The sequence below is a fragment of the Bradyrhizobium sp. CCGB20 genome, from assembly GCF_024199855.1.
In the GTDB taxonomy this organism is placed as follows: domain Bacteria; phylum Pseudomonadota; class Alphaproteobacteria; order Rhizobiales; family Xanthobacteraceae; genus Bradyrhizobium.
On the sequence record NZ_JANADN010000001.1, the window covers coordinates 96,112 to 122,329 of the forward strand.

The following is a 26,218-nucleotide window of genomic DNA, read 5'->3' on the forward strand; positions in this document are numbered from 1 at the left end:
CGTGCCCACCAAATCAAGCTGAAGAACTCACTGAGAGACGTCGTGGGCACGGCGCTCTCGCGCCTTTGCCCACCCTACGGCACCTGTTTTCGCCCCGCGAACAGCGGGGAAAGACCCCGCGCCTCCCCATGACCATTCGCGTTCGCCTCCCTATATTGCCGTGATTCCCGAATCAGGCAGCCCATGCGCGTTTTCAGCGTTCCCCTCTCAGTTCCGTTCCTGCGCACGATCGTCTCGGCCCTGCTGGACGGCCGGCTGGTCGAGGGATTCGAGGCGCGCAAGGAACCGGCGCGGCTTGCCGACGCCACGCTGTACCTGCCGACCCGCCGCGCCATGCGCGTCGTGCGCGAGATCTTTCTCGACGAGATGAAGGCGGACGCGGTCGTGCTGCCGCGCATCGTCGCGCTCGGCGACATCGACGAGGACGAGCTCGCTTTCGCCGACGAAGGCGAGCAGTTCTCCGGCACAACGCCGCTCGACATCCCGCCGCGGCTCGGCGAGCTCGAACGCCGGCTGACGCTGGCGCAGCTCGTCGCCGCCTGGGCCAAGGGCCCGGTGCTGTCGCCTCTGGTGGTCGGCGGTCCCGCCTCGACGCTGGCGCTGGCCGGCGACCTCGCCCGCCTGATCGACGACATGGTCACGCGCGGCGTCGACTGGAGCGCGCTCGACGGCCTCGTGCCTGATAACCTCGATCGCTACTGGCAGCACTCGCTCGAATTTTTGCGCATCGCGCGCATTGCCTGGCCCGGTCATCTCGCGGAGATCAACCGCATCGAGCCCGCGGCGCGGCGCGATCTCCTGATCGCCGCAGAAGCAAAACGGCTGACCGCGCATCCCCATGGCCCCGTGATCGCGGCCGGCTCGACCGGCTCTATGCCGGCCACCGCAAAATTCCTGCATGCGGTCGCATCGCTCCCGCACGGCGCCGTGGTGCTGCCGGGGCTCGACACCGATCTCGACGACGACGCCTGGCGCACCATCGGCGGCGTGCGCGATTCGCTCGGCAAGTTCGCGGAGCATCCGGCCTCGAACCATCCGCAATATGCCATGCATTCGCTGCTGGATCGCTTCGGCATCAAGCGCAGCGACGTCGAGATCCTCCAGCCGCCGGCGGGCGGCGGCCGCGACCTGCTCGCATCCGAATCGATGCGGCCATCGGCCAAGACGGAAGTCTGGCACGATCGGCTGAAGCAGCCTGACGTCGCCGCGAAGATCGCAGGCGGCATGAATCACCTCGCGGTCGTCGAAGCTCCCAACCCTGAAATGGAAGCGCTCGCGATCGCCATCGCGATGCGCGAGGCGCGGCATCTCGACAAATCGGCAGCGCTGGTGACGCCGGATCGCGCACTGGCGCGACGGGTGATGGCCGCGCTGACGCGATGGGATCTCGCCTTCGACGATTCCGGCGGCGACGTGTTGATGGAGACATCGGCCGGTGTTTTCGCGCGGCTCGCCGCGGAAGCTGCGACCAAGGGATTGGAGCCGCCGACGCTGCTCGCCATGCTGAAACATCCGTTGTGCCGGCTCGGCCGGCCGCCCGGCGCATGGAAGGCTGCGATCGAGGGGCTGGAGCTTGCGGTCCTGCGTGGCACGCGTCCGCCTGCGGGCACGGGCGGCCTGCTGCGCGAATTCAATCGTTTCCGCGAGGAGCTGGCAAAGCTGTGGCGCAGCGAGGTCTCCGCGCTCCACAAGGCCGAGCCGCGCGCGCGTCTCAAGGCCGAGGACCTCGACCGCATCCAGGCGCTGGTCGATGTCTTGCAGAAGGCGTTGGCGCCGATCGAGAGCCTCGCATCGTCAAGGCCATTCGACTTCGCCGAGCTTGCGCACCGGCATCGCGAGATCATGATCGAGCTGTCGCGCGACGAGCAGGGCATCCCGCTCGCCTTCGAGGACCGCGAGGGCCTCGCACTCGCTGCCGCCTTCGACGACCTGCTGCGCGGTGGCACGACCAGCGGATTGATGGTGCCGCTGCCGGACTACCCGGACGTCTTCCAGACCGCATTCGGCGACCGCGCGGTGCGGCGGCGGGACAAGCCCGGCGCGCGGCTGCAGATCTATGGTCCGCTGGAATCGCGTCTGATGCAGGCCGACCGAATCATCGTCGGCGGGCTGATCGAAGGCGTCTGGCCGCCGGCGCCGCGCATCGATCCCTGGCTCAGCCGGCCGATGCGGCACGAGCTCGGCCTCGATCTTCCGGAGCGCCGTATCGGCCTCTCCGCGCACGACTTCGCGCAGCTGCTCGGCGGCGGCGAAGTCATCCTCACCCATTCCGCCAAGGCCGGCGGCGCGCCGGCGGTGGCCTCGCGCTTCCTGCACCGGCTGGAGGCGGTTGCGGGCGCCGATCTCTGGAAGGCGGCCATCCGCGCCGGCGAAAAATACGTGCAGTTCGCGGGCGCGCTCGACCAGCCCGCCGAGGTCAAGCCGATCAAGCAGCCCGAGCCGCGGCCGCCGCGCGCGACGCGACCACTGACAATGTCGGTCACCGAGATCGAGGACTGGCTGCGCGATCCCTACACAATCTACGCCAAACGCATCCTGAAGCTCGCCGCGCTCGATCCCGTCGACATGCCGCTGTCCGCCGCCGACCGCGGCTCGGCGATCCACGATGCACTCGGCGAGTTCACGGAGACCTATGCTTCGCGTCTGCCCGACGATCCCGCCCGCGTGCTGCGCGCGATCGGCGAGAAGTTTTTTGCGCCGCTGATGGAGCGCCCTGAAGCACGGGCGCTGTGGTGGCCGCGCTTCCAGCGTATCGCGCGCTGGTTCGGCGAATGGGAGACGGTGCGGCGCGATGCGATCGAGTCGATCGCCGCGGAGACCCGCGGTGAGATTTCGATCATGCTCGACCCTGAGCGCAGCTTCAAGCTCTCCGCCCGCGCCGACCGCATCGAGCGGCGACAGGGCGGCGGCTACGCCATTCTCGACTACAAGACTGGCCAGCCGCCGACCGGCAAGCAGGTCCGCATGGGCCTGTCGCCGCAGCTCACGCTGGAAGCGGCGATCCTGCGCGAGGGCGGCTTCCCCGATATCGACGCCGGTGCGTCCGTCAGCCAGCTCGTCTATGTGCGCCTCAGCGGCAACAATCCGCCGGGCGAGGAGCGCATCCTCGAACTGAAGTTCAAGCAGGGCGACGAGCCGCAGCCGCCGGACACGGCCGCCGCCGAAGCACGGGCCAAGCTCGAGGCCCTGATCCGCGCCTTCGACGACGAGAATCAGGCGTACACCTCGCTGAACCTGCCGATGTGGACCAACCGCTACGGCACCTATGACGACCTCGCCCGGATCAAGGAATGGTCTGCGGCCGGCGGCCTGGGGATCGAGGAATGGTGAAGCTGCCGCGCCCCATCCCGGATGAAGTGCGCGCAAGGCAGGCGCGCGCGTCCGACCCGACCGCGTCGGCCTTCGTGTCGGCCAATGCCGGCTCGGGCAAGACGCACGTGCTGGTGCAGCGCGTGATCCGCCTGCTGCTGTCGGGCGTGCCGCCGGAAAAGATCCTCTGCATCACCTTCACCAAGGCCGCCGCCGCCAACATGGCCGAACGCGTGTTCACCACGCTTGGCCATTGGGTGACGCTTGATGATACCGGGCTCGATGCCGCGATCCGCGCCGTCGGCATCCCGCACCCCAGTGCAAAGCTGCGGCGCGAGGCGCGAAAGCTGTTCGCGTGCGCACTGGAGACGCCGGGCGGGCTGAAGGTGCAGACCATCCACGCGCTGTGCACGCGCCTGCTGCAGCAATTCCCGTTCGAGGCCAACGTGCCGGCGCGCTTTGCCGTGATCGACGAGCGCGACCAGACCGACATGATGGAGCGCGCCAATCTGAAGGTGCTGCTGGAGGCCGCGCGCGATCCGGAGACCGTCACCGGCCGCGCGCTGCTGACCGCGATGGCGAGCGCCGCCGACGTGACCTTCAAGGAGGTCGTGCGCGAGGCCTGTCTCAGCCGCGACCATTTCATGGCCTGGACCGACGAGGCCGGCAACGCCGGCGCCGCGGCCGAGCAGATGGGGGCCGTTCTGGGCGTCGATGCGAGCGACCGCATCGAGGACGTCGAGACAGAGATTCTCGACGGCCCGTTCCTGCCGCGCTCGCGTTGGGACGACATTGCCTTTGCGCTGGAGGACGGCAGCAAGTCCGATAATGACCAGGCCAGCCGGCTCCGCGAGGCAAAGGTCTTTTCCGGCAGCGCGCAGGTCGATGCCTATCTCTGCGTCTTCCTCACCGACGAAAAGCTGCCGCGCAAGGCAGTGCTGACCAAGAAATTTGGCGAGCACAATCCATCCGTCGCCCGTCTGTTCGAGAACGAGGCGCAGCGTCTCAGTGGCCTGATCGAGAAGCGCCGTGCGGTGACCATGCGCGACCGCACCGCGGCGCTGCTGCATATCGCGACGGCCGCCGCGGCAAACTACCGCCGCGAGAAGCAGGAGCGCGGCCTGCTCGACTATGACGACCTGATCGACAAGACGCTGGCGATGCTCAACCGCGTCGCCTCGGGCTGGGTGCATTACAAGCTCGACCGCGGCGTCGATCACGTCCTGATCGACGAAGCCCAGGACACCAGCCCACGGCAATGGGACATCGTCGCGCACATCATTTCGGAGTTCACGGCCGGAGAAGGCGCGCGCGAGGGGTTGAACCGCACCGTCTTCGCGGTCGGTGACGAGAAGCAGTCGATCTTCTCGTTCCAGGGGGCCGACCCCCATGAATTCGACGCTCGCAAGCGGGAGCTGCATCGCAAGTTCACGGCGGCCGGCCTGAAATTCGACCCGGTCGCCTTCACTTATTCGTTCCGCTCGGGCGCGGCGATCCTGCACTCCGTCGACCACGTCTTCCGCGAGCAGGAGATCTACAAGAGCATCCATTCGGTCGAGATCGGCCATCCCCTGCACAATGCGCTCGCCGATGCAGGTCCGAGCGTGATCGAGCTGTGGGATCTGGCCGTCGCGGACGACAGGCAGGAGATCGAGGGTTGGCGCGCGCCGTTCGACGGCGTCGCCGCCACCAGCCCTGAAGTCAAGCTCGCGCGTCGCATCCAGACCGAGATCAAGCGGCTGGTCGAGAGCGGGACGCTGACGGGACACGAAGGCGAGCGCCGCCCCCTGCGCTACGGCGACATGCTGATCCTGGTGCGCCGGCGCGGCAATGCATTCGACGCCGTGATCCAGGCGCTGAAGCACGCCAACGTGCCGGTCGCCGGTGCCGACCGGCTGAAGCTGACCGAGCACATCGGCATCATCGACCTGATGAATCTCGCCGACGCGCTGCTGCTGCCGCAGGACGATCTCGCGCTCGCGGTGGCGCTGAAGAGCCCGCTGTTCGGTCTCGACGACGACGATCTGTTTCAGCTGGCCCATGGCCGCAAGGGATCGCTGCGCCGTGCACTCGGCGAGCATGCGGCTGGAAGCGAGAAGTTCGCGACCGTGCTGCGACGCCTGGAAGCCTGCGAGACGCGGGCGCGCGAGGAGACGCCATTCGCATTCTACGCCTGGCTGCTCGGCGGCGACGGCGGCCGCGCGCGCATCCTGCGCCGGCTCGGTCACGAGGCCAATGATGCCCTCGACGAGTTTCTGGAGCTGGCGCTGAGCTACGAGCGCAAGGCGCCGGCCTCGCTGCAAGGCTTCATGGCCTGGCTGCGCTCGGCCGACACCGAGGTGAAGCGCGACATGGAGATCTCGCGCGACGAGGTGCGGGTGATGACGGTGCATGGCGCCAAGGGCCTCGAGGCCTCCGTCGTGTTCATGGTCGACACGACGTCCTCGCCCGCGGACTCGCAGCGAGTCCGGCTGATCCATGTACCGCGCGGCAATGGCGGCGAGGTCGTGGTCTGGGCCGGGCGCAAGGCCGACGATCCCAAGCCCGTCGCCGACGCACGCAAGGCGATGATCGATGAGACCGAGGACGAGTATCGCCGCCTGCTCTATGTCGCGATGACGCGTGCGGCCGACCGCCTGATCATCGGCGGCTGCATGCCGGGCAACATGAAGACGGTGCGCAAGCTGAGCTGGTACGACCTCGTCGACACCGGCCTCACCGGCTCGGGTCTGGACAAAGAGACGATCGAGACGCCGCTCGGCAAGGTGACCCGGTTTGCCCGTCCCGAGGACGTCGCGGCGCTGGGCACGCCGGCGGCGTCCGTGGACCAATCGATCGTGCTGCCGGACTGGCTGCGAACGCCGGCGCCGCGCGAAATGATCGAGGATGATCCGGTGCGCCCCTCCGGCCAGGCGGCCGAGGAAGGCCGCAGCGTGCGAACCGGCGAATCGGTCCAGTCGCGCGCGCTGGCGCTCCAGCGCGGCACGCTGGTGCACCGGCTGCTGCAATCCCTGCCCGACATCGCCGCCGAGCGCCGGCGCGAGGCCGCGCTCGGTTTCATGGCGCGCAACGCCTCGGATTGGCCTGAGGCCGACCGGACCGCACTGGCCGACAAGGTGCTCGCCCTGATCGCCGAGCCGCGCTTTGCGCCTGTGTTTGCCGCCGGCAGCCGGGCCGAGGTCGCCATCGTCGGCAAACTCGACCGGCCGGGACGGCCGCCGGCGCTGGTCTCGGGGCAGATCGACCGGCTGGTCGTTCGTCCGGACGAGGTCTTGATCGTCGATTTCAAGACCAACCAGGCGGCGCCCACAAGCGCGGCCGCAGCGCCCGCCACCTATGTCCGGCAGCTTGCGCTGTACCGGGCGGTGCTGGCGCGGCTTTATCCCCAAAAGCCGATCCGCGCGGTCCTGCTCTGGACCGAGGCCCTTGAATATATGGAGATTTCAGCCCCCGCGCTGGACGCGGCGCTGGCATCCCTTCATCTCGGTGTGAGCGACCTTGACCCGGCAAGGGGCCGTTCATAGGTTGACGCCATGATCCCGGGCGCGATTCCCATCCGCGCCGATTCTTTCAACCGAGTGAGGTACTCCAATGGCCGTTAGCAAGGTTTCCGACGCCGATTTCGAAGCCGAAGTGCTCAAGGCGAACGGCCCCGTGGTCGTCGATTTCTGGGCCGAGTGGTGCGGCCCCTGCCGCATGATCGCGCCCGCCCTCGACGAGATCGCCGGTGCGATGGGCGACAAGGTCAAGATCGTGAAGCTCAACGTCGACGAGAGCCCGAAGACCGCGTCCAAGTACGGCGTGATGTCGATCCCGACCCTGATGATCTTCAAGGGCGGCGAGATGGCCTCCCGCCAGGTTGGCGCCGCGCCGAAGGCGAAGCTGCAGCAGTGGATCACGTCGGCGGTCTGATCCGCGGCGCGACGAACTAGCGAATTCTGCAACGGCCGGCGAAACGCCGGCCGCTTTGTTTTGCCCTACTTGATCCAGCCCGTCGCGAGCGCATTCGCCAGCTCCGGCTGATGATTGCGGCGGGCAAGCGCGGCCATGGTCTCGTGGTCGTAGGCGACGTTGCGGAACGTCACCTGCCACTCACCATCAGCCAGTTCGAGGATGGCGTAGCGCGCGTGCGGCGTGCCGGCCTCGACGACATGGGGAAACGGGTGCGTGTCGCGATAGCCGGGGCTGCCGACGCTGCCGGGATTGACGATCAGCCGGCCGTCGCGAAGCCGCACGGCGCGGGCGAGATGGGTGTGGGCGCAGAGAATCAGCGACTGCGTGACGCTTTGCGCGAACTGCTCGATGCGGTCGAGTAGCGATAGCGCCACCGTGCCGTCCGAATGCACGGTGTCGAGCCAGTAGATTTCGTCGTTCTCGGGCGTCGCGTGGCAGAGGAACACCTTGTCGCGAAACACCCGCGTCATCGGCTGCGCGCGCAGCCAGTCGAGCTGCGCTTCATTGAGCTGTGCGTGCGCGGGGCGGTCCCACGAGCCCATCTTCTCCGCCGGACGGTCGAGCAGATAGCGGTCGTGATTGCCGAGCACGTGCACCGCGTCGAGCTCCATCAGGATCTCGATGGTCCGCCGCGCATCGAGCGGGCCGCTCAGCATGTCGCCGAGATTGACGATGTCGGCGATGCCGAGCGCGCGGATGTCGGCGAGCACCGCCTCCAGCGCGAGGTAGTTTCCGTGGACGTCGGCAATCGCGGCAAAACGCATGGGCATCCTCTCTTGCCCCGGACGCGGCGCAGCGTGAAACGGTGCGCTGCTGAGCCGGGGCCCATGTGGCGGCATTCTGGGTCCCGGCTCAGCGCTCCGCTTCGCTGCGCTTGTCCGGGACACGAGGCCGACTATGCAGGAGGCGTGCCGTTGAGCCCGAGCACATGCCCGGCCAGATAGAGCGAGCCGGTGATCAGGATGCGCGGCGGCACCTCGTAGGCGAGCTTCGCCAAAGCGCGCAGCGCGGCTTCGATGCCGGGGGCGGTCTCGACGCGCATGCCGAGGCTGCGCGCGGCATCCGCGAGGCGATCGACCGGCATCGCGGCCTCGGTGTCGGGGATCGGCACCGCGATGATGTGACGGGTGAGGCCAGCGAAATTGGCGAGAAAGCCGCCCGCGTCCTTGTTGGCCATCATGCCCGCGATCACCACCAGCGGCCGCGACACCCGCTCTTCGAGATCGCCGAGCGCGGCCGCCGCAACGCGCCCGCCTTCGGCATTGTGCCCGCCATCGAGCCAGATCTCCGAGCCTTGCGGGCCGAAAGCGAGCAGCTCGCCCGCGGTGATACGCTGCATCCGCGCCGGCCATTCGGCACCGACGATGCCGGCCTCGAATGCCGCCTGGTTGATCTTGAAGGTCGGGATCGCCCGCAGCGTCGCGATCGCAAGACCCGCATTGTCGAACTGGTGGCGGCCGAACAGGCGCGGCGCCGTCAGGTCCATCAGGCCGCGCTCGTCGGAATAGACCAGGCGCCCGTGCTCGACATTGACGTGCCAGCTCTCGTTCGCGGCAAACAGCGGCGCGCGCATGCGCTTGGCCTGCGCCTCGATCACCGCCATGGCCTCCGGTGACTGCTCGGCGCAGATCACGGGCACGCCGCGCTTGATGATCGCGGCCTTCTCGCCGGCGATCGACGTCAGCGTATCGCCGAGGAAGTCCATATGATCCATGCTGACAGGCGTGATCACGCAGGCCGCCGGCGCGTCGATCACGTTGGTCGAATCCAGTCGGCCGCCGAGGCCGACTTCGAGCAGCACGACATCGGCAGGGTTCTGCGCGAACAGATGGAAGGCGGCGGCGGTCTTCAGCTCGAACACGGTCGCGGCTTCGCCGGCATTGACGCGCTCGACCTCTTCCAGTGCCGCGCGCAATTCGTCGTCACCGACCAGCACGCCACCGCCGACGCGGCCGAGCCGGAAACATTCGTTGATGCGGACCAGATAAGGTGAGGTGTAGGCGTGGACGCGCAGGCCGGCTGCTTCAAGCGTCGCGCGCAGATAGGCGAGCGTCGAGCCCTTGCCATTGGTGCCGGCGATGTGGATCACCGGCGGCAGCTTGCGTTCGGGGTGGCCGAGCCGCTCGAGCAGGCGGTGCATCCGCTCGAGCCCGAGATCGATGCGCTTCTGGTGCAGGGCCGACAGCCGCCCGATCAATTCATCGAGCGGCGGCTTTGCGCTGTCGGGGGACGCGTTCACGCGTGGGGCGCAGCCGGCGCCGTCTCAGCCGCCGATACGATCTGCGCCGGGCTGACGACCGGCTGCACCGATTTCGATGCGCTTTCCTGCGCCGGCGCCTTGGTCAGCAGGCGGCAGAGCCGCGCCAGCGTCGGGCGTAGCTCGTGGCGATGCACGACCATGTCGACCATGCCGTGCTCTTTCAGGTATTCGGCACGCTGGAAGCCTTCCGGCAGCTTCTCGCGGATGGTCTGCTCGATGACGCGGGCGCCAGCGAAACCAATGAGCGCACCGGGTTCGGCGATCTGCACGTCGCCCAGCATCGCGTAGGACGCGGTGACGCCGCCGGTGGTCGGGTTGGTCAGCACGACGATGTAGGGCTGCTTCGCTTCGCGCAGCATCTGCACCGCGACGGTGGTGCGCGGCATCTGCATCAGCGACAAAATGCCTTCCTGCATGCGCGCGCCGCCCGAGGCCGCGAACACGATGAACGGCGACTTCTTCTCGACCGCGAGCTCGAGCCCGCGCACGATGGCCTCGCCCGCGGCCATGCCGAGCGAGCCGCCCATGAAATCAAAATCCTGCACGGCAACGACGACGGCGGCGCCCTCGAGCTTGCCGTAGCCGACCTTGATCGCGTCGTTCAGATTGGTGCGCGCCCGCGCATCCTTAATGCGGTCGACATATTTCTTCTCGTCGCGGAACTTGAGCGGATCGGGCGTGACGTCGGGCAGCGCAACGTCGTACCAGGTCTCGTTGTCGAAGATCGACTTCAAACGCGCCACCGCGCCCATGCGCATGTGGTAGTTCGAGCCGGGGATGACGAACTGGTTGGCCTCGACGTCCTTGTAGAACACGAGCTGCCCGGAATCCGGGCATTTGATCCACAGATTCTCCGGCGTCTCCCGCCGCAGCATGTTGCGGATCTTCGGCCGGACCACATTGGTAAGCCAGTTCATGGTTTGCTCCGATGTGCGACCCCGCGCAGGGATCGCCTGAAGGGATATATGGCGGCCGGACCTTTGCCCGGCAAGTCGCCGTGTCGTCCGCGTTAGAGCATGATCCGGAAAAGTGTGAAGCGGTTTTCCGACAAGATCATGCTCAAACTAAAGAGCTAAAGCGGAATTATGGCCTATTCCGCCGCCTGTTGCGCGCCCTTGACGCCCTGGGCCAGGGCCGCCGTCAGCTCAGCGACGGCGTTAACGGTCTTGGCGGTCGCCCGCCCTTCGGCATCGAGGCTGTTCTTGAGCGCATCGACCAGCGCGGTGCCGACCACCGAACCATCGGCCGTCTCGGCGATGGCGCGCGCCGCCTCCGGCGTGCGGATGCCGAAACCGACGCAGATCGGCAGCTTGGTATGCCGCTTGATGCGCGCGACGGCTTCGCCGACGGCGTTCGCATCCGCCGCCGCTGCACCGGTGATACCGGCGATGGAGACGTAATAGACAAAGCCCGACGTGTTCGCGAGCACCGCGGGCAGGCGCTTGTCGTCGGTGGTCGGGGTCGCCAAGCGAATGAAGTTCAGGCCCGCCTTCAGCGCGGGAATGCAGAGCTCGTCGTCTTCCTCCGGCGGCAGATCGACGATGATCAGGCCGTCAACGCCGGCCGTCTTGGCATCAGCCAGGAACTTGTCGACGCCGTAAATGTAGATCGGATTGTAATAGCCCATCAGCACCAGCGGCGTGGCGTTGTCGTCCTTGCGGAAGTCGCGCACGAGGTCCAGCGTCTTCTTCAAGGTCATGCCGGCCTTGAGCGCGCGCAGACCCGCAGCCTGGATCGAGGGACCATCCGCCATCGGATCGGTGAAGGGAATGCCGAGCTCGATGACGTCGGAGCCTGACTTGGGCAGCGCCTTGACGATCTCGAGCGACGTCGCGAGATCGGGATCGCCGGCCATCACATAGGTGACGAAGGCCGCGCGGCCCTGTTTCTTCAGTTCGGCAAAACGCGTGTCGATACGAGTGGTCACTGCTTCCTGCCCTTCAGAATTTCCGAGATCTGCGGAATGTCCTTGTCGCCGCGGCCGGAGAGGTTGACCACCATCAGATGATCTCTAGGCCGCTTCGGCGCGAGCTCCATGACCTTGGCGATGGCATGCGCGGATTCCAGCGCCGGCGGGATGCCCTCGAGGCGCGACAGCAGCATGAAGGCATCAAGCGCCTCGTCGTCGGTCGCAGAGAGGTAGTTCACGCGGCCGATCTCGTGCAGCCAGGAATGCTCGGGGCCGATGCCGGGATAGTCGAGACCGGCCGAGATCGAATGCGCGTCCTGGATCTGGCCATCGGCATCCATCAGCAGATAGGTGCGGTTGCCGTGGAGCACGCCTGGGCGGCCGCCGGCAATCGAGGCTGCATGCAGCTGCGTCAGCCCGTGACCCGCCGCCTCGACGCCGAAGATTTCGACCGAGGGATCGTCCAGGAAGGGATGAAACAGCCCGATCGCGTTGGAGCCGCCGCCGATACAGGCGACCAGCGAATCCGGCAGGCGGCCTTCGGCCTCCTGCATCTGCGTCCTGGTCTCCTCGCCGATGATGCACTGGAAGTCGCGCACCATCATCGGATAGGGATGCGGCCCCGCGACCGTGCCGATGCAATAGAAGGTGTTGTGCACGTTGGTGACCCAGTCACGCAGCGCCTCGTTCATGGCGTCTTTCAGCGTGCGCGTGCCCGACTGCACCGGAACCACCTTGGCGCCCAGCATCTCCATGCGGAATACGTTCGGGGCTTGTCGCGCGACGTCGACCGCGCCCATATAGACGATGCATTCCAGGCCGAACCGCGCGCACAGCGTCGCGGTGGCGACGCCATGCTGGCCGGCGCCGGTCTCGGCAATGATGCGCTTCTTGCCCATGCGGCGCGCGACCATGATCTGGCCGAGCACATTGTTCACCTTGTGCGCACCGGTGTGATTCAGCTCTTCCCGCTTGAGATAGATCTTGGCACCACCGAGATGCTCGGTGAGACGCTCCGCGAAATAGAGCGGGGACGGGCGGCCGACATAGTCCCTCAGGTAGCCCTTCATCTCCGCATGGAATGCGGGATCGGCCTTGGCCGCGGCGTAAGCCTTCTCCAGATCGAGGATCAGCGGCATCAGGGTTTCGGCGACGAAACGCCCACCGAAATTGCCGAAATGGCCGCGCTCGTCGGGACCGCTGCGATAGGAATTTGGTTTGGCGATGTTCATCGAACGCTCAACTCTTGATTTGCATCCTGGGTGGCGCGCGCGGCGCGAATGAAAGCCTTGATCATCTCGGGATCCTTGACGCCGGAGGCGCTCTCGACACCGGAGGAGACATCGACGCCGCCGGCGCGCGTGACGCGAAGAGCCTCGGCGACGTTCCGGGCATCAAGTCCGCCCGAGACCATATATGGCAGCTTCAGTTCCAGGTTTTCGAGCAGATGCCAATCGAAGGCCGCACCGAGGCCGCCAGGGCGGGTCGCGTCTTTCGGCGCGCGCGCATCGAACAGGATGCGATCGGCAACCTCTGCGTAGCCGGGCAACACGGCGAGATCGGCCGCGGTTGCGACCGGCACCGCTTTCATCACCGGGCGGCCGAACTTCTGCTTGATGTCGCGCAGCCGCGCCACGCTCTCCTTGCCATGGAGCTGGAGAATGTCCGGCGACAACGCATCCATGATGTTGTCGAGCGTCGCGTCATCGGCATCGACCGAGAGAGCGACCTTGAGCGCGCGCCGTTCCACCTGCCGGCCGAGCTCGCGGCCGACTTCCAGCGAGACATGCCGGGGCGACGGCGGAAAGAACACGAACCCCACCATGTCGGCGCCGGCGTCGAGCGCTGTTTCGAGCGTCTCGCGCGTGGACAGGCCGCAGATTTTGACGAGCAGGGACATGGTCTCAAAGCAGGTGAAGGCCGCGGATCGGCGGCCGGAAAACAGGGTTTTCGGTTGCGGCCGCTTCTACAACGTCGCGCGCTGCTTGTCTCGCCCGATAGGCCCGTAAAGGCCCACCCCGGAGGGGACGGGGAGGCGCTGGGAGGCGGGCTTTGCTGCGGCCGCCTGGGCCCGCAGGTCGGCCAATTCGGTTCGGGCCGCCCGCGCGTCCGCATCATTCCGGCGCGCCGCCCGCCGCCACCGCCGCTGCCCGAACCAGACCGCGCAACCGCCGGCCAGAACCCCGAGGGCGGCCACCAGGATGAGGAGCAGGAACAGCGGCAACGTCACCGACAGTGACGGATCGTTCGTCATGAAGGGATCGAAGGAGACCGTGACGAAATGCCGGTTGGCGACGGCGAAGGTCACCAGGATCAGGCCCAGCGGAATCACGATCAGCGCGGTCAGGAACTTTCGCATCTCGCTTCGCTCGCCTTGAATCAAGCTGCCGGCCGCATCTCTCGCGGCCGCGGGAAACCCTGACGCCGGTCTCAGTCCGGCGCGCCGGGATCCGGATGGTCGCGATTCAGCCGTTCGCGCATTTCCTTGCCGGTCTTGAAGAACGGAACGCTCTTCTGATCGACCGGCACATGGGCGCCGGTGCGCGGATTGCGCCCTGCGCGTGCAGGGCGATGCTTGACCGAGAAGGCACCGAAGCCGCGCAACTCGACGCGATCACCGCGCGCGAGAGCCGCTACGATCTCTTCGAGAATCGCATTCACAATGTTCTCGACATCCCGCTGGTACAGATGCGGGTTGTGCTCGGCGATACGCTGAACAAGTTCGGATTTGATCATCGAGAGAATTGACCCGGAAGCGTGCGGATGACCATTTCCGTGAAAATACCGTGATCTGTCAAGACGCTAAATGAAGGTTGAGCGTCGCGAAAATACGTGACAAATGCCGAAAAAGCGGGCTGCCCCACCACCCGCCAGACGGGAAAAGCGTCGGAAACTCGCTTGGTTCCGCTCAGTTTGACGCAGCCGGCTGCCACAGGGCCAGCATTCCATCCATGCCGAACCGATCGACGGCCTGTGCGACGCCGGTTTGCCCGATCTGATGCGCAATCGAGCCTAAACCAAGCGCTTCCAGCGTCACGGCGGCCGCCGTCTTGAGGAACGGCAGGTCGCCGAAGCGAGGCTGGAGCTTGTAATCGCGGACGGTGAGCCCCTTCTTGACGCCCTTCTGTTCGACCAGCCAGGTCACTGCGGTCTTCTCGTCGCCGATCTGATCGATCAGCTTGAGATCGATCGCCTGACGTCCGGTGAAGACGCGACCGTCGGCGACTTTTTCGAGCTGCGTGTCATCCATGCCACGCCGTTCCTTCACCAATCCCCTGAACCAGGCATAGGAATCCTTGACCAGCGCATCGAGCGCGGCGCGCGCCTCAGGACTGGTCGGCTCAAAACCATTCGGTGCGGCCTTCAGCGGCGAGGATTTGACCTCCTCGACCTTGACGCCAATGGTCTTCAGCAGCTCGGTGACGTTGGGATACTGGAACAGCACGCCGATCGAGCCGACCAGCGAGCTCTGCTGGGCGATGATGTGGTCGCTGGCGATCGCCGTGATGTAGCCGCCGGAGGCGGCGAGGCCCTCGACCACGACGACGAGCGGCTTCTTCGCCTTCAGCCGGACGAGCGAGTCGTAGAGCTGCTCGGAGCCGGCGGTGGTGCCGCCCGGCGAGTTGATGTGAATGATGACGGCGGCGGCCTGCGAATTCTCCAGCCGCTCCAGCGCCTGGGTGCGATCGGAGTCGCTGCGGATCAGGCCGTCGATCTGGACCCGCGCGATCGAGCCGGCGGATGCGAACGTGCCGCGCGCACCGGGTGTCGCGACCAGCGCGAAGCCCGCGATCGCCGCGATCGCGATCAGCGCGGCCATCACGCGCCAGAACGTCAGCTTGCGACGAATCCTGCGGCGATCGACGATGATGTCCGAATCGAGCGACATCGGAATATCTCCAAATAAAAGGTCAGATGCGTTGTGCCGTCACAGCGTGACCATTGGCTTATCTGGATACATCAATTGCGGCGCATTTTGAAGAAAACAAGGCTGTGACCGGGGTGAGAGCCGGGGCGCGCCACACCCTCGCTGTCGTCCCCGCCTAGTGCGCAATTGCGCACGGGGCGCGGGCACCCATACCGCGTGATGCGTCGGTGAGCGTCGGATGTGAGTACCGCGGGAAGACTCTTTCACGACCTGTCTTCGCCAAACCACGCCCTGTGGCTATGGATCCCGGATCGGCGCTCCGCTCCGCTGCGCTTGTCCGGGACGACGGTTGAGGATGCCGCAACAAAAAAGCCCCGGCTTACGCCGGGGCTTTGATGTCTCGCGAAACGAAGCGTCCCGCTTACTTGTTGTCGCCGCGGTTCTTGAGCGCGGTGCCGAGGATGTCGCCGAGCGTCGCTCCCGAATCGGAGGAGCCGTACTGCGCGATGGCTTCCTTCTCTTCGGCGACTTCGAGCGCCTTGATCGACACCTGGACCTTGCGGGCCTTCTTGTCGAACTGGATCACGCGGGCATCGACCTTCTCGCCGACGGCGAAGCGTTCGGCGCGCTGGTCGTTGCGGTCACGCGCGAGCTCCGAGCGCTTGATGAAGGTCGAGAAGTCGGTACCGGTGATCTTCACCTCGATGCCGCTTTCCTTCACTTCGAGCACTTCGCAGGTCACGACCGCGCCCTTCTTGACATCGCCCGGCTCGGCGAAGGGGTCGCCTTCGAGCTGCTTGATGCCGAGCGAGATGCGCTCCTTCTCGACGTCCACATCGAGCACCACGGCCTTCACCATGTCGCCCTTCTTGTAGTTGTCGATCACCTGCTCGCCCGGAAGCTTCCAGTCGAGGTCGGAGAGATGGACCATGCCGTCGACGTCGCCCTCGAGGCCCAGGAACAGACCGAACTCGGTCTTGTTCTTGACTTCGCCCTCGACCACCGAACCGGTCGGGTGACCTTCGACGAAGACCTCCCAGGGGTTGCGCATGGTCTGCTTGAGGCCGAGCGAAATGCGGCGCTTGACGGAATCGACTTCCAGCACCTGCACTTCGACTTCCTGCGAGGTCGAAACGATCTTGCCGGGGTGCATGTTCTTCTTGGTCCACGACATCTCGGAGACGTGGATCAGGCCTTCGATGCCCGGCTCGAGCTCGACGAACGCACCGTAGTCGGTGATGTTGGTGACGCGGCCGGTGAAGCGGGCACCCAGCGGATACTTGGCTTCGATGCCCTGCCACGGATCGTCCAGCAGCTGCTTCATGCCCAGCGAGATGCGGTGCGTCTCGTGGTTGATCTTGATGATCTTGACCTTCACGGTCTGGCCGATCGAGAGCACCTCGGTCGGGTGATTGACGCGGCGCCACGCGATGTCGGTGACGTGCAGCAGGCCGTCGATGCCGCCGAGATCAACGAACGCACCGTAATCGGTGATGTTCTTGACCACGCCGTCGATGACCTGACCCTCTTCGAGGTTCTGCACCAGCTCCTGACGCTGCTCGGCACGGGTCTCTTCGAGAACCGTGCGGCGGGACACGACGATGTTGCCGCGGCGGCGGTCCATCTTGAGGATCTGGAACGGCTGCGAGTTGTTCATCAGCGGCGCAACGTCGCGGATCGGACGGATGTCGACCTGCGAGCGCGGCAGGAAGGCCACGGCACCGTCGAGGTCGACGGTGAAGCCGCCCTTGACCTGGTTGAAGATGACGCCGTTGACCTTCTCGTTGTTCTGGAACGCCTTCTCGAGCTTGCCCCAGCTCTCTTCGCGGCGCGCCTTGTCGCGCGACAGCACGGCTTCGCCGAGGGCGTTCTCGATGCGATCGAGGAACACTTCGACCTCGTCGCCGACCTTGATCTCGCTGTCACGGCCGGGGCCGGAAAATTCGCGCAGGGCGACGCGGCCCTCGGTCTTCAGGCCGACGTCGATGACGGCCATGTCCTTTTCAATTGCAACCACCTTGCCCTTGACGACGGAGCTCTCCTGCAGGTTGCCACCTGCGAAGGACTCGTCGAGCATCGCGGCGAAATCGTCACGCGACGGGCTGTAGGTATCAGCAGAAGTCGAAGCCATTTGTTCTCCAGTTGCGGAAGTATGCCGGCCGTTGGGTTCATGGGCGCATCGCACGCGCAGTGTCGGAAGGTCCGCAAGACCTTCGAGCGACCGCTCGCTGCTCCGGCCTTGCGGCGGAACAGCGGAAGCGGGCCGGCTGAGGCCCGCGCGTTCGATACGTTGAAATCTGTGTCCGGAGCCTGGATCTCGCCGAGCCCAAACGGGGGACCGGGGGTATCGACCTCAAAGAGCGGGAGCGGGCGCTTCCTCCAATGACGGCGGCGGCTTAACCCCGCGACCGGCCCGCTCGGACGGCCTCGATAATGTCGATGGCGGCCCGGACGCCGCCTTCTATATCCAGTTGGGAGTTATCTAGCAAGTAAGCATCAGAGGCCGGTTTCAAGGGCGCAATCGCCCGGTTCTTGTCGCGTTCGTCGCGCTGGATGATGTCGGCGAGCACGGCCGCCTCGTCCGCCTCCTCGCCCCTCGCCCGCGCCTCCATGGTCCGGCGGCGCGCGCGGACCCTGGGGTCTGCGACCACGAAAATCTTCACGTCGGCATGCGGGCAGATCACGGTTCCAATGTCCCGGCCGTCCAGGACAGCCCCCGGCGGATCGGCGGCGAATTGCCGCTGGAAATTGACCAGGGCCTCGCGGACCCCGGGGATCGCCGAGACGATGGAGGCCCCCTCGCCGGCCTGCTGGGTCTTCAGGGCGGGATTGCCGAACTTTTCGGGATCGAGTTCCAGCGCCGCCGCGACCGCGGCCGCCTCGTCGCGCAGATCATGGCCGGACTGCATCAGGGCGTAGGCCACCGCGCGATAGATCACGCCGGTATCGAGATGACGATAGCCGTAATGATGGGCGAGGCGCTTGCCGAGCGTCCCTTTGCCCGAGGCCGCGGGCCCGTCGATGGCGATGATCATGAAAACTCGGCCCCCAGCGAACGCATCATCGGAATGAAGTCCGGGAAGCTGGTGGCGATGAAGGCGGTGTCGTCGACGGTCACGGGCTGATCGGAGGCGCAGCCCATCACCAGCGCGGACATCGCGATACGATGGTCCATGTGCGTGGCGACAACGCCGCCGCCGGGGACGTGACCACGCCCCTCGACGATCAGATCGTCGCCGGAGACCTCGACCTTCACGCCGTTGACGCGAAGCATCTCGGCGGTGGCTTCCAGGCGGTCGGATTCCTTGACGCGCAGCTCCTGCAGGCCGCGCATGATGGTCGTGCCTTCGGCGAAGGAGGCCGCCACGGCCAGCACCAGATATTCGTCGATCATCGAGGGCGCGCGCTCCGGCGGCACCTCGACGCCGCGCAGCTTCGAGGCGCGCACGCGCAGCTGCGCCATCGGCTCGCCGGCGTCGCCGCGGACTTCGCTCTCCTCGATCGAGGCGCCCATTTCGCGCAGCGTTGTGAACAGGCCGGTGCGCAGCGGATTGGTCATGACGTCGGACAGAACGACATCCGAGCCTTCGACGATCAACGCCGCAACGATCGGGAACGCCGCGGACGAGGGGTCGGCGGGCACAATGACAGTGGCACCGTGCAGCTCAGGCTGTCCCACCAGCGTGATGCGGCGGCCGTGCTGACCTTCCTGCGTCGAGGTGATCTCGGCGCCGAAATGCTTCAGCATCAGCTCGGTATGGTCGCGGCTGGCCTCGGCCTCGATCACAGTCGTGATGCCGGGCGCGGCCAGGCCCGCCAGCAGCACGGCCGATTTGATCTGCGCCGAGGCAACGGGGGTCTTGTAGGTGATCGGCAGCGGATCGCGCGCGCCCTGGACGGTCAGCGGCAGACGGCCGCCCTCGCCGCCGGACACCACCTTGGCGCCCATCTTCTCGAGCGGATCGAGGATCCGGCGCATCGGGCGGCTGCGCAGCGAGGCATCGCCGTCGAACACCGCCGAGATCGGGCAGCCGGCGACGGCGCCCATGACGAGCCGGCAGCCGGTGCCGGAGTTGCCGAAATCAAGCGGCGCCTTGGGCTCGGCAAAGCCGGCGACGCCCACGCCGTTCACCTTCCAAGCGAAATCGCCGGTGCGCTCGACCCTGGCGCCCAGCGCCTGCATCGATTTGGCGGTGTTGAGGACATCCTCGCCCTCGAGCAAGCCCGAAATCCGGGTCTCGCCGACCGCGAGCGCGCCCAGGATGAGCGCGCGGTGGGAAATCGACTTGTCCCCGGGCACCCGTACTTTTCCGGTCAGGGGACCGCTTGCGCGCGACTTCAGCGGCGTCGGCTTGTCGGAATCGGTCAAGTTTGTGTCCTTGAATAGGCCCGAAGCATCCCTGCGGGGCTCGCGGGGCAGGTATCACATGGTCTCCCCGCCGTCACGGGCATGTCTTTCTCCCGTAATGCGCTATTGACAGCGGGCCGCCAACTAGCCAAGTGAAGCACCGCTTTTCAGACATTCCCAGGATTCCTGCCGTGGCCAAGTCCGAACTCGGAACCAAACGTATTTGCCCGACCACGGGCAAGAAATTCTATGATCTCAACAAGAATCCGGTGATCTCGCCCTATACCGGCGAAGTCGTGCCGATCGCGCCCGTGGCGCCGGCTCGCGCGACCCGCGGCGCCGAAGCCCGCCACGCGGCGACCGCCGACACCGCGCCGGAGCCGGCAGAGGTCGAAGAGGTCTCGCTCGAGGAGGCCGATGCCGAGGAGAACACCGGCAAGGTCAAGGCCGTGGTGCCCGAATCCGAGGACGATATCGAGGTCGACGAGACCATCGACGACGACGATGACGATGATTCGACCTTCATCGCCGACGAAGAAGAGGGCGATGAGGACGTGACCGACATCATTGGTGATGTCGGAGGTGATGAAGAGACTTGAGATCAGCCCTGATCTGTGAAAAAGGGTGCACCGCGCGAGTCACCAGGCTCGCCGGTCGGGAGTGATCCACCAGGATCGTCCCATTTAAGGACTAAGGGGCCATAGCTCAGCTGGGAGAGCGCTTGCATGGCATGCAAGAGGTCGGCGGTTCGATCCCGCCTGGCTCCACCAGCCTTCGCGAAGCGAAGGTTGCCGCGGCGAAGCCCGATAGGGCAAAGCCGGGCTCTACAGAATTCCCCCTACTCCCCGATTACCGCATTGAGCCGGTCGCGCAGCGCGACGATCTCGTCCTTCATTGCGACCAGTTCCGAGACCGAGCAGTCCGACGCCGCGAGGACCGATTGCGGCACGGCCCGCGCCTTGTCCTTCAAGGCGTGGCCCTGCGCCGTCAGCGCGATCAGCACCTGACGTTCGTCCTCGCTCGAGCGTGTGCGCCTGACGAGGTGGGCAGCCTCGAGCCGCTTGAGCAGCGGCGTCAGCGTGCCCGAATCCAGAAACAGCTTTTCGCCGATGACCTTGACCGGCACGTCGTCGCGCTCCCACAGCACCAGCATCACCAGATATTGCGGATAGGTCAGGCCGAGCCGGTCGAGCAGCGGCTTGTAGACGCGGTTGAAGGCATGCGCGGCCGAATAGACCGCGAAGCAGATCTGGTTGTCGAGCCGCAGCGGCTGATCCGCTGCCGGGTGTTTCCGGGGCATGGAGAATCTCACGAGACTTTCCTCATTCTGGGGCCGGCCGCCGGCACATTCAATTGCGAACAATTAAATGTGAGGCGTCCCAATTTCAATTGCGCGCAATCTAATTGTTTGCGATACAGGCCGCACCCAACCCGAAGACCTGAGGAGACGAAAATGTCCGTGAACGTCCTCTACAAGACCAGCGCAAAAGCCACCGGCGGCCGCGACGGCCATGCCGCGACCCTCGACGGCGCGCTCGACGTCAAGCTCACCACGCCGAAAGAGCTCGGCGGCGGCGGCGGCGCCGGCAACAATCCCGAGCAGCTGTTCGCGGCGGGCTATGCCGCCTGCTTCATCGGCGCGATGAAGTTCGTGGCCTCGCAGGGCGGCCCGAAGGTTCCGGCCGACGCCTCGGTGACCTCGACCGTCGGCATCGGCCCGCGCTCGGCCGGCGGCTTCGGTCTCGACATCGACCTCGCGGTCTCGCTGCCGGGCCTCGCCCGCGCGGAAGCCGAGGCGCTGGTCGAGAAGGCCCACCAGGTGTGCCCGTACTCCAATGCCACGCGCGGCAATGTCGACGTTCGCCTGACGGTCGTCTGATCGAAGGGTGACTGGCTGGCCCGAGATCCCCCTCGGGCCGGCCGCTTCCGTTTGATTTTGCCACGTTGCGGGATAGCCGTACGGCGGCGCATACGCCCCCACGCAACAGGCCATTGCTGGCGTCCGCGAACCTCGCTAGGCCTGTGATCAAACGTCGACACAGGGGAAGCGAAGGCATGACTGAAGCCGTATTGGGCGCAATGAGCGGACTGCGCGTCATCGATCTCACGCGCGTGCTCGGCGGTCCCTACTGCACCCAGATTCTTGCCGACCACGGCGCCGACGTGATCAAGGTCGAGCCGCCCGCCGGCGACGAGGTGCGCGACTGGGGCCCTCCCTTCCACGAGGAAGACGCGGCCTATTTCATCGGCATCAACCGCAACAAGCGCTCGATCGGCCTCGACCTCGCCTCCGAAGGCGGCCGCGCCGTGCTGCTCAAGATGCTGGAGAGCGCCGACGTCCTGATCGAGAATTTCAAGCCGGGCACGCTGGAGAAATGGGGCATCGGCAACGAGGTGCTGCGCGAGAAATTCCCGCGCCTCGTGCATTGCCGGATCTGCGGCTTCGGCGCCGACGGCCCGCGCGGCGGCAATCCCGGCTATGACGCCATCATCCAGGCCATGACCGGCATGATCGCGGCCACCGGCTCGCCCGAGAGCGGGCCGATGCGGATCGGTGTGCCGCTGGTCGACATCACCACCGGCCTCTATGCGGCGATCGGTATCCTGATGGCGTTGTCGGAGCGGCAGCGCTCGGGCCAGGGCCAGTTCCTGGAGACGACGCTGTACGAGACCGGCCTTGCCATCATGCATCCGCACACCGCGAACTATTTCATGCACGGCAAGCCGCCGAGCCTGACCGGCAACGAGCATCCCAACCTCGTGCCCTATGCGATCTTCCCGACCAAGACCGACAACATCTTCATCGGCGTCGGCAATGACGGCACCTTCCGCAAGCTCGCCAAGGAGATCGGCAAGCCCGAGCTCGGCACCGATCCGCGCTTTGCCCGCAACAAGGACCGCATCGCCAATCGCGATGCGCTGCGCGCCGAGCTTGCCGCCGTGTTCAGCGAGCACGAGGCCGAGCCGTTGTGCAATCGCCTGCTCGCCGCGGGCCTGCCCGCAGGTCCCGTGCAGAAGATCGACCAGGCGTTGACCAACCCGCACACGATCGCCCGCGGCGATGTCATTGAGAAGGACTGGTACAAGGGCGTGGCCTCGCCGATCCGGCTCGATCGCAGCAAGCCGAGCCTGCGCCGGCTGCCGCCGAAATTCAGCCAGCACTCCCAGGAAGTGCTGGGCGAGTTCGGCTACTCCAAATCCGAGATCGACGCGATGGTCGAGCAGGGCACGGTCTGCGGCCCAGAGCGCAAGCGCTAGGGGCCCTCACCTCCTCACCCAAGTCATGCCGCACTGCGGCGCGGGCACGCCTGTGCACCGCGAACGGAGGAGGCTGCGCGCCCGGCATTCGCCTATTTGACGGCTTCCCTTTTCCAGCGCTTGCCGCTTTCGTTTCGGCCGCTTACACAGTCATGTGAACGTCATATGGCGCTGCTAGCGCAAGCGATCATTTTGACGGCCCAAGGGAGGTTTCTTGATGGCTCTTCGACACTTTGGCGCGGCTGCCGCGCTTGCAGTCACCGTTGGTTTTGGCGCTTCGCCGGCGTGGGCCGTGACCGAAATCCAGTGGTGGCACGCGATGACCGGTGCCAACAACGACGTCATCGTCAAGCTCGCCACCGACTTCAACGCGTCGCAGACCGACTACAAGGTGATCCCGACCTACAAGGGCAACTACCCCGATACGATGAACGCCGGCATCGCCGCGTTCCGCGCCGGTAACGCCCCGCACATCATGCAGGTGTTCGAAGTCGGCACCGCGACCATGATGGCCGCGACCGGCGCGGTGAAGCCCGTCTACAAGCTGATGGCCGAGGCCGGCGAGAAGTTCGATCCCAAGATCTACCTGCCCGCCATCACCGGCTACTACTCGACCTCCAAGGGCGAGATGCTGTCCTTCCCGTTCAACTCGTCGTCGACCGTGATGTGGGTCAACCTCGACGAGCTCAAGAAGGCAAACGTCGAGATCCCCAAGACCTGGCCGGAAACGTTCGAGGCCGCCAAGAAGCTGAAGGCTGCGGGTCATGACACCTGCGGCTTCTCCGGCTCCTGGGTTACCTGGGTCAATCTCGAGCAGCTCTCCGCCTGGCACAACGTGCCGCTCGCCAGCAAGGCCAACGGCCTCGACGGCTTCGACACCGTGCTGGAGTTCAACGGCCCGCTCCAGGTCAAGCATCTCGAAACCCTGGTCGAGCTCCAGAAGACCAAGGTCTACGACTATGCCGGCCGCACCAACACCGGCGAAGGCCGCTTCACCTCCGGCGAATGCCCGATCTACCTGACCTCGTCGGCGTTCTTCGGCAACGTCAAGGCGCAGGCCAAGTTCAACTTCACCGCCGTGCCGATGCCCTACTATCCGGACGTCAAGGGCGCGCCGCAGAACTCGATCATCGGCGGCGCCTCGCTCTGGGTCATGGGCGGCAAGTCGGCCGAGGAATACAAGGGCGTCGCGAAATTCCTGACCTTCCTCTCGGACACCGATCGCCAAGTCTACATCCACAAGGCCTCCGGCTATCTGCCGATCACCAAGGCGGCCTATGAGAAGGCCAAGGCCGAGGGCTTCTACAAGGATCAGCCCTATCTCGAGACCCCGCTGCTCGAGCTGACCAACAAGGAGCCGACCGAGAATTCGCGCGGTCTGCGCCTCGGCAACATGGTTCAGCTCCGTGACGTCTGGTCGGAAGAGATCGAGCAGGCGCTGGCCGGCAAGAAGACCGCCAAGCAGGCGCTCGACACCGCCGTCGAACGCGGCAACACCATGCTGCGCCAGTTCGAAAAGACCGCGGTAAAATAAGGCAAAGGCGCCGGCAGGCCATCGAGCGGCCTGCCGGCGCCACCCATCATGCAGAAACAGGCCATTTTCCAGTCGAAGCTATTGCCCTACGCGCTGGTTGCGCCGCAGCTCGCAATCGTCCTGATTTTCTTCTACTGGCCGGCCTTGCAGGCGGTGATCCAGTCCTTCCTGCTCCAGGACGCCTTCGGTCTGTCGAGCACCTTCGTCTGGTTCGACAATTACATCGAGCTGTTCAAGGACCCCGCCTATTTCGAGGCGATCGTCCGGACCTTCTTCTTCTCGTTCGCGATCGCGATTTCGTCGCTGTCTTTCGCGCTGCTGCTCGCGGTGATGGCCGACAAGCCGCTGCGCGGCTCGATGCTCTACCGCACGCTGCTGATCTGGCCCTATGCCGTCGCGCCGCCGGTCGTCGGCGTGCTCTGGATCTTCATGCTGCATCCCTCGCTCGGCGTGCTCTCGCGCTATCTGCGCGGCCTCGGCATCGACTGGAATCCGCTGCTCGACGGCAACCAGGCCGCTGGCTTGATCATCCTCGCCGCAGCCTGGAAGCAGATCTCCTATAATTTCCTGTTCTTCCTCGCCGGCCTGCAAGCCATCCCCAGATCCGTGTTCGAGGCCGCCGCGATCGACGGCGCCCGTCCGATGCGCCGGTTCTGGACCGTGACCTTCCCGCTGCTGTCGCCGACCATCTTCTTCCTGCTGGTCGTCAACATCGTCTACGCCTTCTTCGACACCTTCGGCATCATCGACACCATGACCCGCGGCGGGCCGGGAACGTCGACGGTCACGCTGGTCTACAAGGTCTATTCCGACGGCCTGCTCGGCGGCAATCTCGGCAGCTCCGCGGCGCAATCGGTGATCCTGATGGTCATGGTCATCGTGCTGACGGGAATCCAGTTCCGCTTCGTCGAACGCAAGGTGACCTACTGATGGTCGAGGAAGAGGGTTTTCGGCGCTACATCGCTCACGCCATCCTGTGGATCGGGATCGCGATCGTCGCGTTCCCGGTCTACATCGCGATCGTCGCCTCGACCCAAGACAACGCGCTGATCGCGAACGGGCAGATGTCGTTGCTGCCCGGCGGCCATTTCTTCGAGGTCTACTACCAGACCATCTTCGTCGGCACGAGCGGCTCGACCCGCGAGCCCGTCGGCAACATGATGCTGAACTCGCTGGTGATGGCGCTGGCGATCGCGATCGGCAAGATCGCGATCTCGATCATCTCGGCCTACGCGATCGTGTATTTCCGCTTTCCGTTCCGGATGGCGATCTTCTGGATCATCTTCATCACGTTGATGCTGCCGGTCGAGGTGCGCATCTATCCGACCTACAAGATCGTCGCCGATCTGCACATGCTCGACAGCTATGCCGGCCTCGCCCTGCCGCTGATCGCCTCCGCAACCGCAACGCTGCTGTTCCGCCAGTTCTTCATGACGGTGCCGGACGAGCTGCTGGAGGCCTCGCGCATCGACGGTGCCGGCCCCTTGCGCTTCTTCTGGGATACGCTGCTGCCGCTGTCGCGCACCAACATGGCGGCGCTGTTCGTGATCCTCTTCATCCTCGGCTGGAATCAGTATCTCTGGCCGCTGCTCATCACCACGCGCGACGACATGCAGACCATCCAGGTCGGCATCCGCAAGATGATCACCACCACCGACGCGCTGACCGAATGGCCGATCGTGATGGCAACCACCGTGCTGGCCATGCTGCCGCCGGTGTTCGTCGTCGTCGCCATGCAGAAATTGTTCGTGCGCGGCCTAGTCGAGACCGAAAAGTGA

Annotated in this window: 22 protein-coding genes and 1 tRNA gene; 10 read left to right on the forward strand and 13 right to left on the reverse strand. The window is 65.7% G+C overall.

Translation table 11 applies throughout. The annotated features are described in order from the left end of the window. Positions 1–183: 183 nt before the first annotated feature. The 3 genes from addB (at position 184) to trxA (ending at position 7,221) form a co-directional block, all read left to right on the forward strand. Complete coding sequence (gene addB / locus NLM15_RS00400; protein WP_254114692.1) at positions 184–3,330, forward strand: double-strand break repair protein AddB; 3,147 nt, start codon at positions 184–186, stop codon at positions 3,328–3,330. After that, positions 3,324–6,833, forward strand: coding sequence for a double-strand break repair helicase AddA (gene addA / locus NLM15_RS00405; RefSeq protein WP_254114693.1), 3,510 nt, complete (start codon positions 3,324–3,326; stop codon positions 6,831–6,833). The genes addB and addA overlap by 7 nt, the downstream gene beginning before the upstream one ends. 67 nt (positions 6,834–6,900) lie before the next feature. After that, entirely contained in the window at positions 6,901–7,221 is a 321-nt protein-coding gene (trxA, locus tag NLM15_RS00410) for a thioredoxin (RefSeq protein ID WP_008540017.1), read from the forward strand. A 65-nt stretch (positions 7,222–7,286) separates the two neighbouring features. Here trxA and NLM15_RS00415 read toward each other — a convergent pair whose 3' ends face one another. From NLM15_RS00415 to aroA, 12 genes are all read right to left on the reverse strand, one after another. Continuing rightward, complete coding sequence (locus NLM15_RS00415; protein WP_254114694.1) at positions 7,287–8,027, reverse strand: metallophosphoesterase; 741 nt, start codon at positions 8,025–8,027, stop codon at positions 7,287–7,289. Positions 8,028–8,158: 131 nt separating this feature from the next. Continuing rightward, the gene (locus NLM15_RS00420; protein WP_254114695.1) at positions 8,159–9,502 is read right to left on the reverse strand and encodes a glutamate ligase domain-containing protein; all 1,344 of its coding nucleotides are present in this window, start codon (positions 9,500–9,502) and stop codon (positions 8,159–8,161) included. Further along, positions 9,499–10,440 (reverse strand): acetyl-CoA carboxylase, carboxyltransferase subunit beta, encoded by a 942-nt coding sequence (accD, locus tag NLM15_RS00425; RefSeq protein WP_254114696.1) that lies wholly within the window; start codon positions 10,438–10,440, stop codon positions 9,499–9,501. The genes NLM15_RS00420 and accD overlap by 4 nt, the downstream gene beginning before the upstream one ends. 173 nt (positions 10,441–10,613) lie before the next feature. Continuing rightward, entirely contained in the window at positions 10,614–11,450 is an 837-nt protein-coding gene (trpA, locus tag NLM15_RS00430; protein ID WP_254114697.1) for a tryptophan synthase subunit alpha, read from the reverse strand. Continuing rightward, complete coding sequence (trpB, locus tag NLM15_RS00435; protein WP_254114698.1) at positions 11,447–12,664, reverse strand: tryptophan synthase subunit beta; 1,218 nt, start codon at positions 12,662–12,664, stop codon at positions 11,447–11,449. Before trpB ends, trpA begins: the two co-directional genes overlap by 4 nt. Next, a complete protein-coding gene (locus tag NLM15_RS00440; RefSeq protein WP_254114699.1) occupies positions 12,661–13,332 on the reverse strand; it encodes a phosphoribosylanthranilate isomerase in 672 nt (223 codons plus the stop codon). The genes trpB and NLM15_RS00440 overlap by 4 nt, the downstream gene beginning before the upstream one ends. Positions 13,333–13,398: 66 nt before the next feature. Further along, complete coding sequence (locus NLM15_RS00445; protein ID WP_254114700.1) at positions 13,399–13,791, reverse strand: lipopolysaccharide assembly protein LapA domain-containing protein; 393 nt, start codon at positions 13,789–13,791, stop codon at positions 13,399–13,401. A gap of 71 nt (positions 13,792–13,862) precedes the next feature. Continuing rightward, on the reverse strand, positions 13,863–14,168 hold the full coding sequence (locus NLM15_RS00450; RefSeq protein ID WP_007598410.1) for an integration host factor subunit beta: 306 nt from the start codon (positions 14,166–14,168) through the stop codon (positions 13,863–13,865). A gap of 172 nt (positions 14,169–14,340) precedes the next feature. Continuing rightward, entirely contained in the window at positions 14,341–15,321 is a 981-nt protein-coding gene (gene sppA / locus NLM15_RS00455; protein ID WP_254114701.1) for a signal peptide peptidase SppA, read from the reverse strand. Positions 15,322–15,721: 400 nt separating this feature from the next. Further along, positions 15,722–17,431, reverse strand: coding sequence for a 30S ribosomal protein S1 (gene rpsA / locus NLM15_RS00460; protein WP_254114702.1), 1,710 nt, complete (start codon positions 17,429–17,431; stop codon positions 15,722–15,724). 265 nt (positions 17,432–17,696) lie between these two features. Continuing rightward, positions 17,697–18,335, reverse strand: a complete 639-nt coding sequence (gene cmk, locus NLM15_RS00465; protein ID WP_254114703.1) for a (d)CMP kinase — start codon at positions 18,333–18,335, stop codon at positions 17,697–17,699. Further along, on the reverse strand, positions 18,332–19,669 hold the full coding sequence (gene aroA / locus NLM15_RS00470) for a 3-phosphoshikimate 1-carboxyvinyltransferase (protein WP_254114704.1): 1,338 nt from the start codon (positions 19,667–19,669) through the stop codon (positions 18,332–18,334). The genes cmk and aroA overlap by 4 nt, the downstream gene beginning before the upstream one ends. A 170-nt stretch (positions 19,670–19,839) precedes the next feature. Between aroA and NLM15_RS00475 the strand changes: the two genes are divergently transcribed. Both NLM15_RS00475 and NLM15_RS00480 read left to right on the forward strand, forming a co-directional pair. Next, positions 19,840–20,247: a TIGR02300 family protein gene (locus tag NLM15_RS00475; RefSeq protein WP_038932747.1), complete on the forward strand. Its 408-nt coding sequence runs from the start codon at positions 19,840–19,842 to the stop codon at positions 20,245–20,247. Positions 20,248–20,342: 95 nt separating this feature from the next. Then, a tRNA-Ala gene (locus NLM15_RS00480) sits at positions 20,343–20,418 on the forward strand. Positions 20,419–20,486: 68 nt separating this feature from the next. Here NLM15_RS00480 and NLM15_RS00485 read toward each other — a convergent pair. Further along, positions 20,487–20,948, reverse strand: a complete 462-nt coding sequence (locus tag NLM15_RS00485; RefSeq protein ID WP_254114705.1) for a MarR family winged helix-turn-helix transcriptional regulator — start codon at positions 20,946–20,948, stop codon at positions 20,487–20,489. A 153-nt stretch (positions 20,949–21,101) separates the two neighbouring features. Here NLM15_RS00485 and NLM15_RS00490 point away from each other — a divergent pair, with 153 nt between their 5' ends. From NLM15_RS00490 to ugpE, 5 genes are all read left to right on the forward strand, one after another. Continuing rightward, on the forward strand, positions 21,102–21,527 hold the full coding sequence (locus NLM15_RS00490; RefSeq protein WP_014490914.1) for an organic hydroperoxide resistance protein: 426 nt from the start codon (positions 21,102–21,104) through the stop codon (positions 21,525–21,527). Between the two features lie 176 nt (positions 21,528–21,703). Then, positions 21,704–22,906, forward strand: a complete 1,203-nt coding sequence (locus NLM15_RS00495) for a CaiB/BaiF CoA-transferase family protein (protein ID WP_254114706.1) — start codon at positions 21,704–21,706, stop codon at positions 22,904–22,906. A 217-nt stretch (positions 22,907–23,123) separates the two neighbouring features. Beyond that, a complete protein-coding gene (gene ugpB, locus NLM15_RS00500; protein ID WP_254114707.1) occupies positions 23,124–24,440 on the forward strand; it encodes a sn-glycerol-3-phosphate ABC transporter substrate-binding protein UgpB in 1,317 nt (438 codons plus the stop codon). A gap of 48 nt (positions 24,441–24,488) precedes the next feature. Then, positions 24,489–25,370, forward strand: coding sequence for a sn-glycerol-3-phosphate ABC transporter permease UgpA (ugpA, locus tag NLM15_RS00505; protein WP_254114708.1), 882 nt, complete (start codon positions 24,489–24,491; stop codon positions 25,368–25,370). Next, complete coding sequence (gene ugpE / locus NLM15_RS00510; RefSeq protein ID WP_254114709.1) at positions 25,370–26,218, forward strand: sn-glycerol-3-phosphate ABC transporter permease UgpE; 849 nt, start codon at positions 25,370–25,372, stop codon at positions 26,216–26,218. The genes ugpA and ugpE overlap by 1 nt, the downstream gene beginning before the upstream one ends.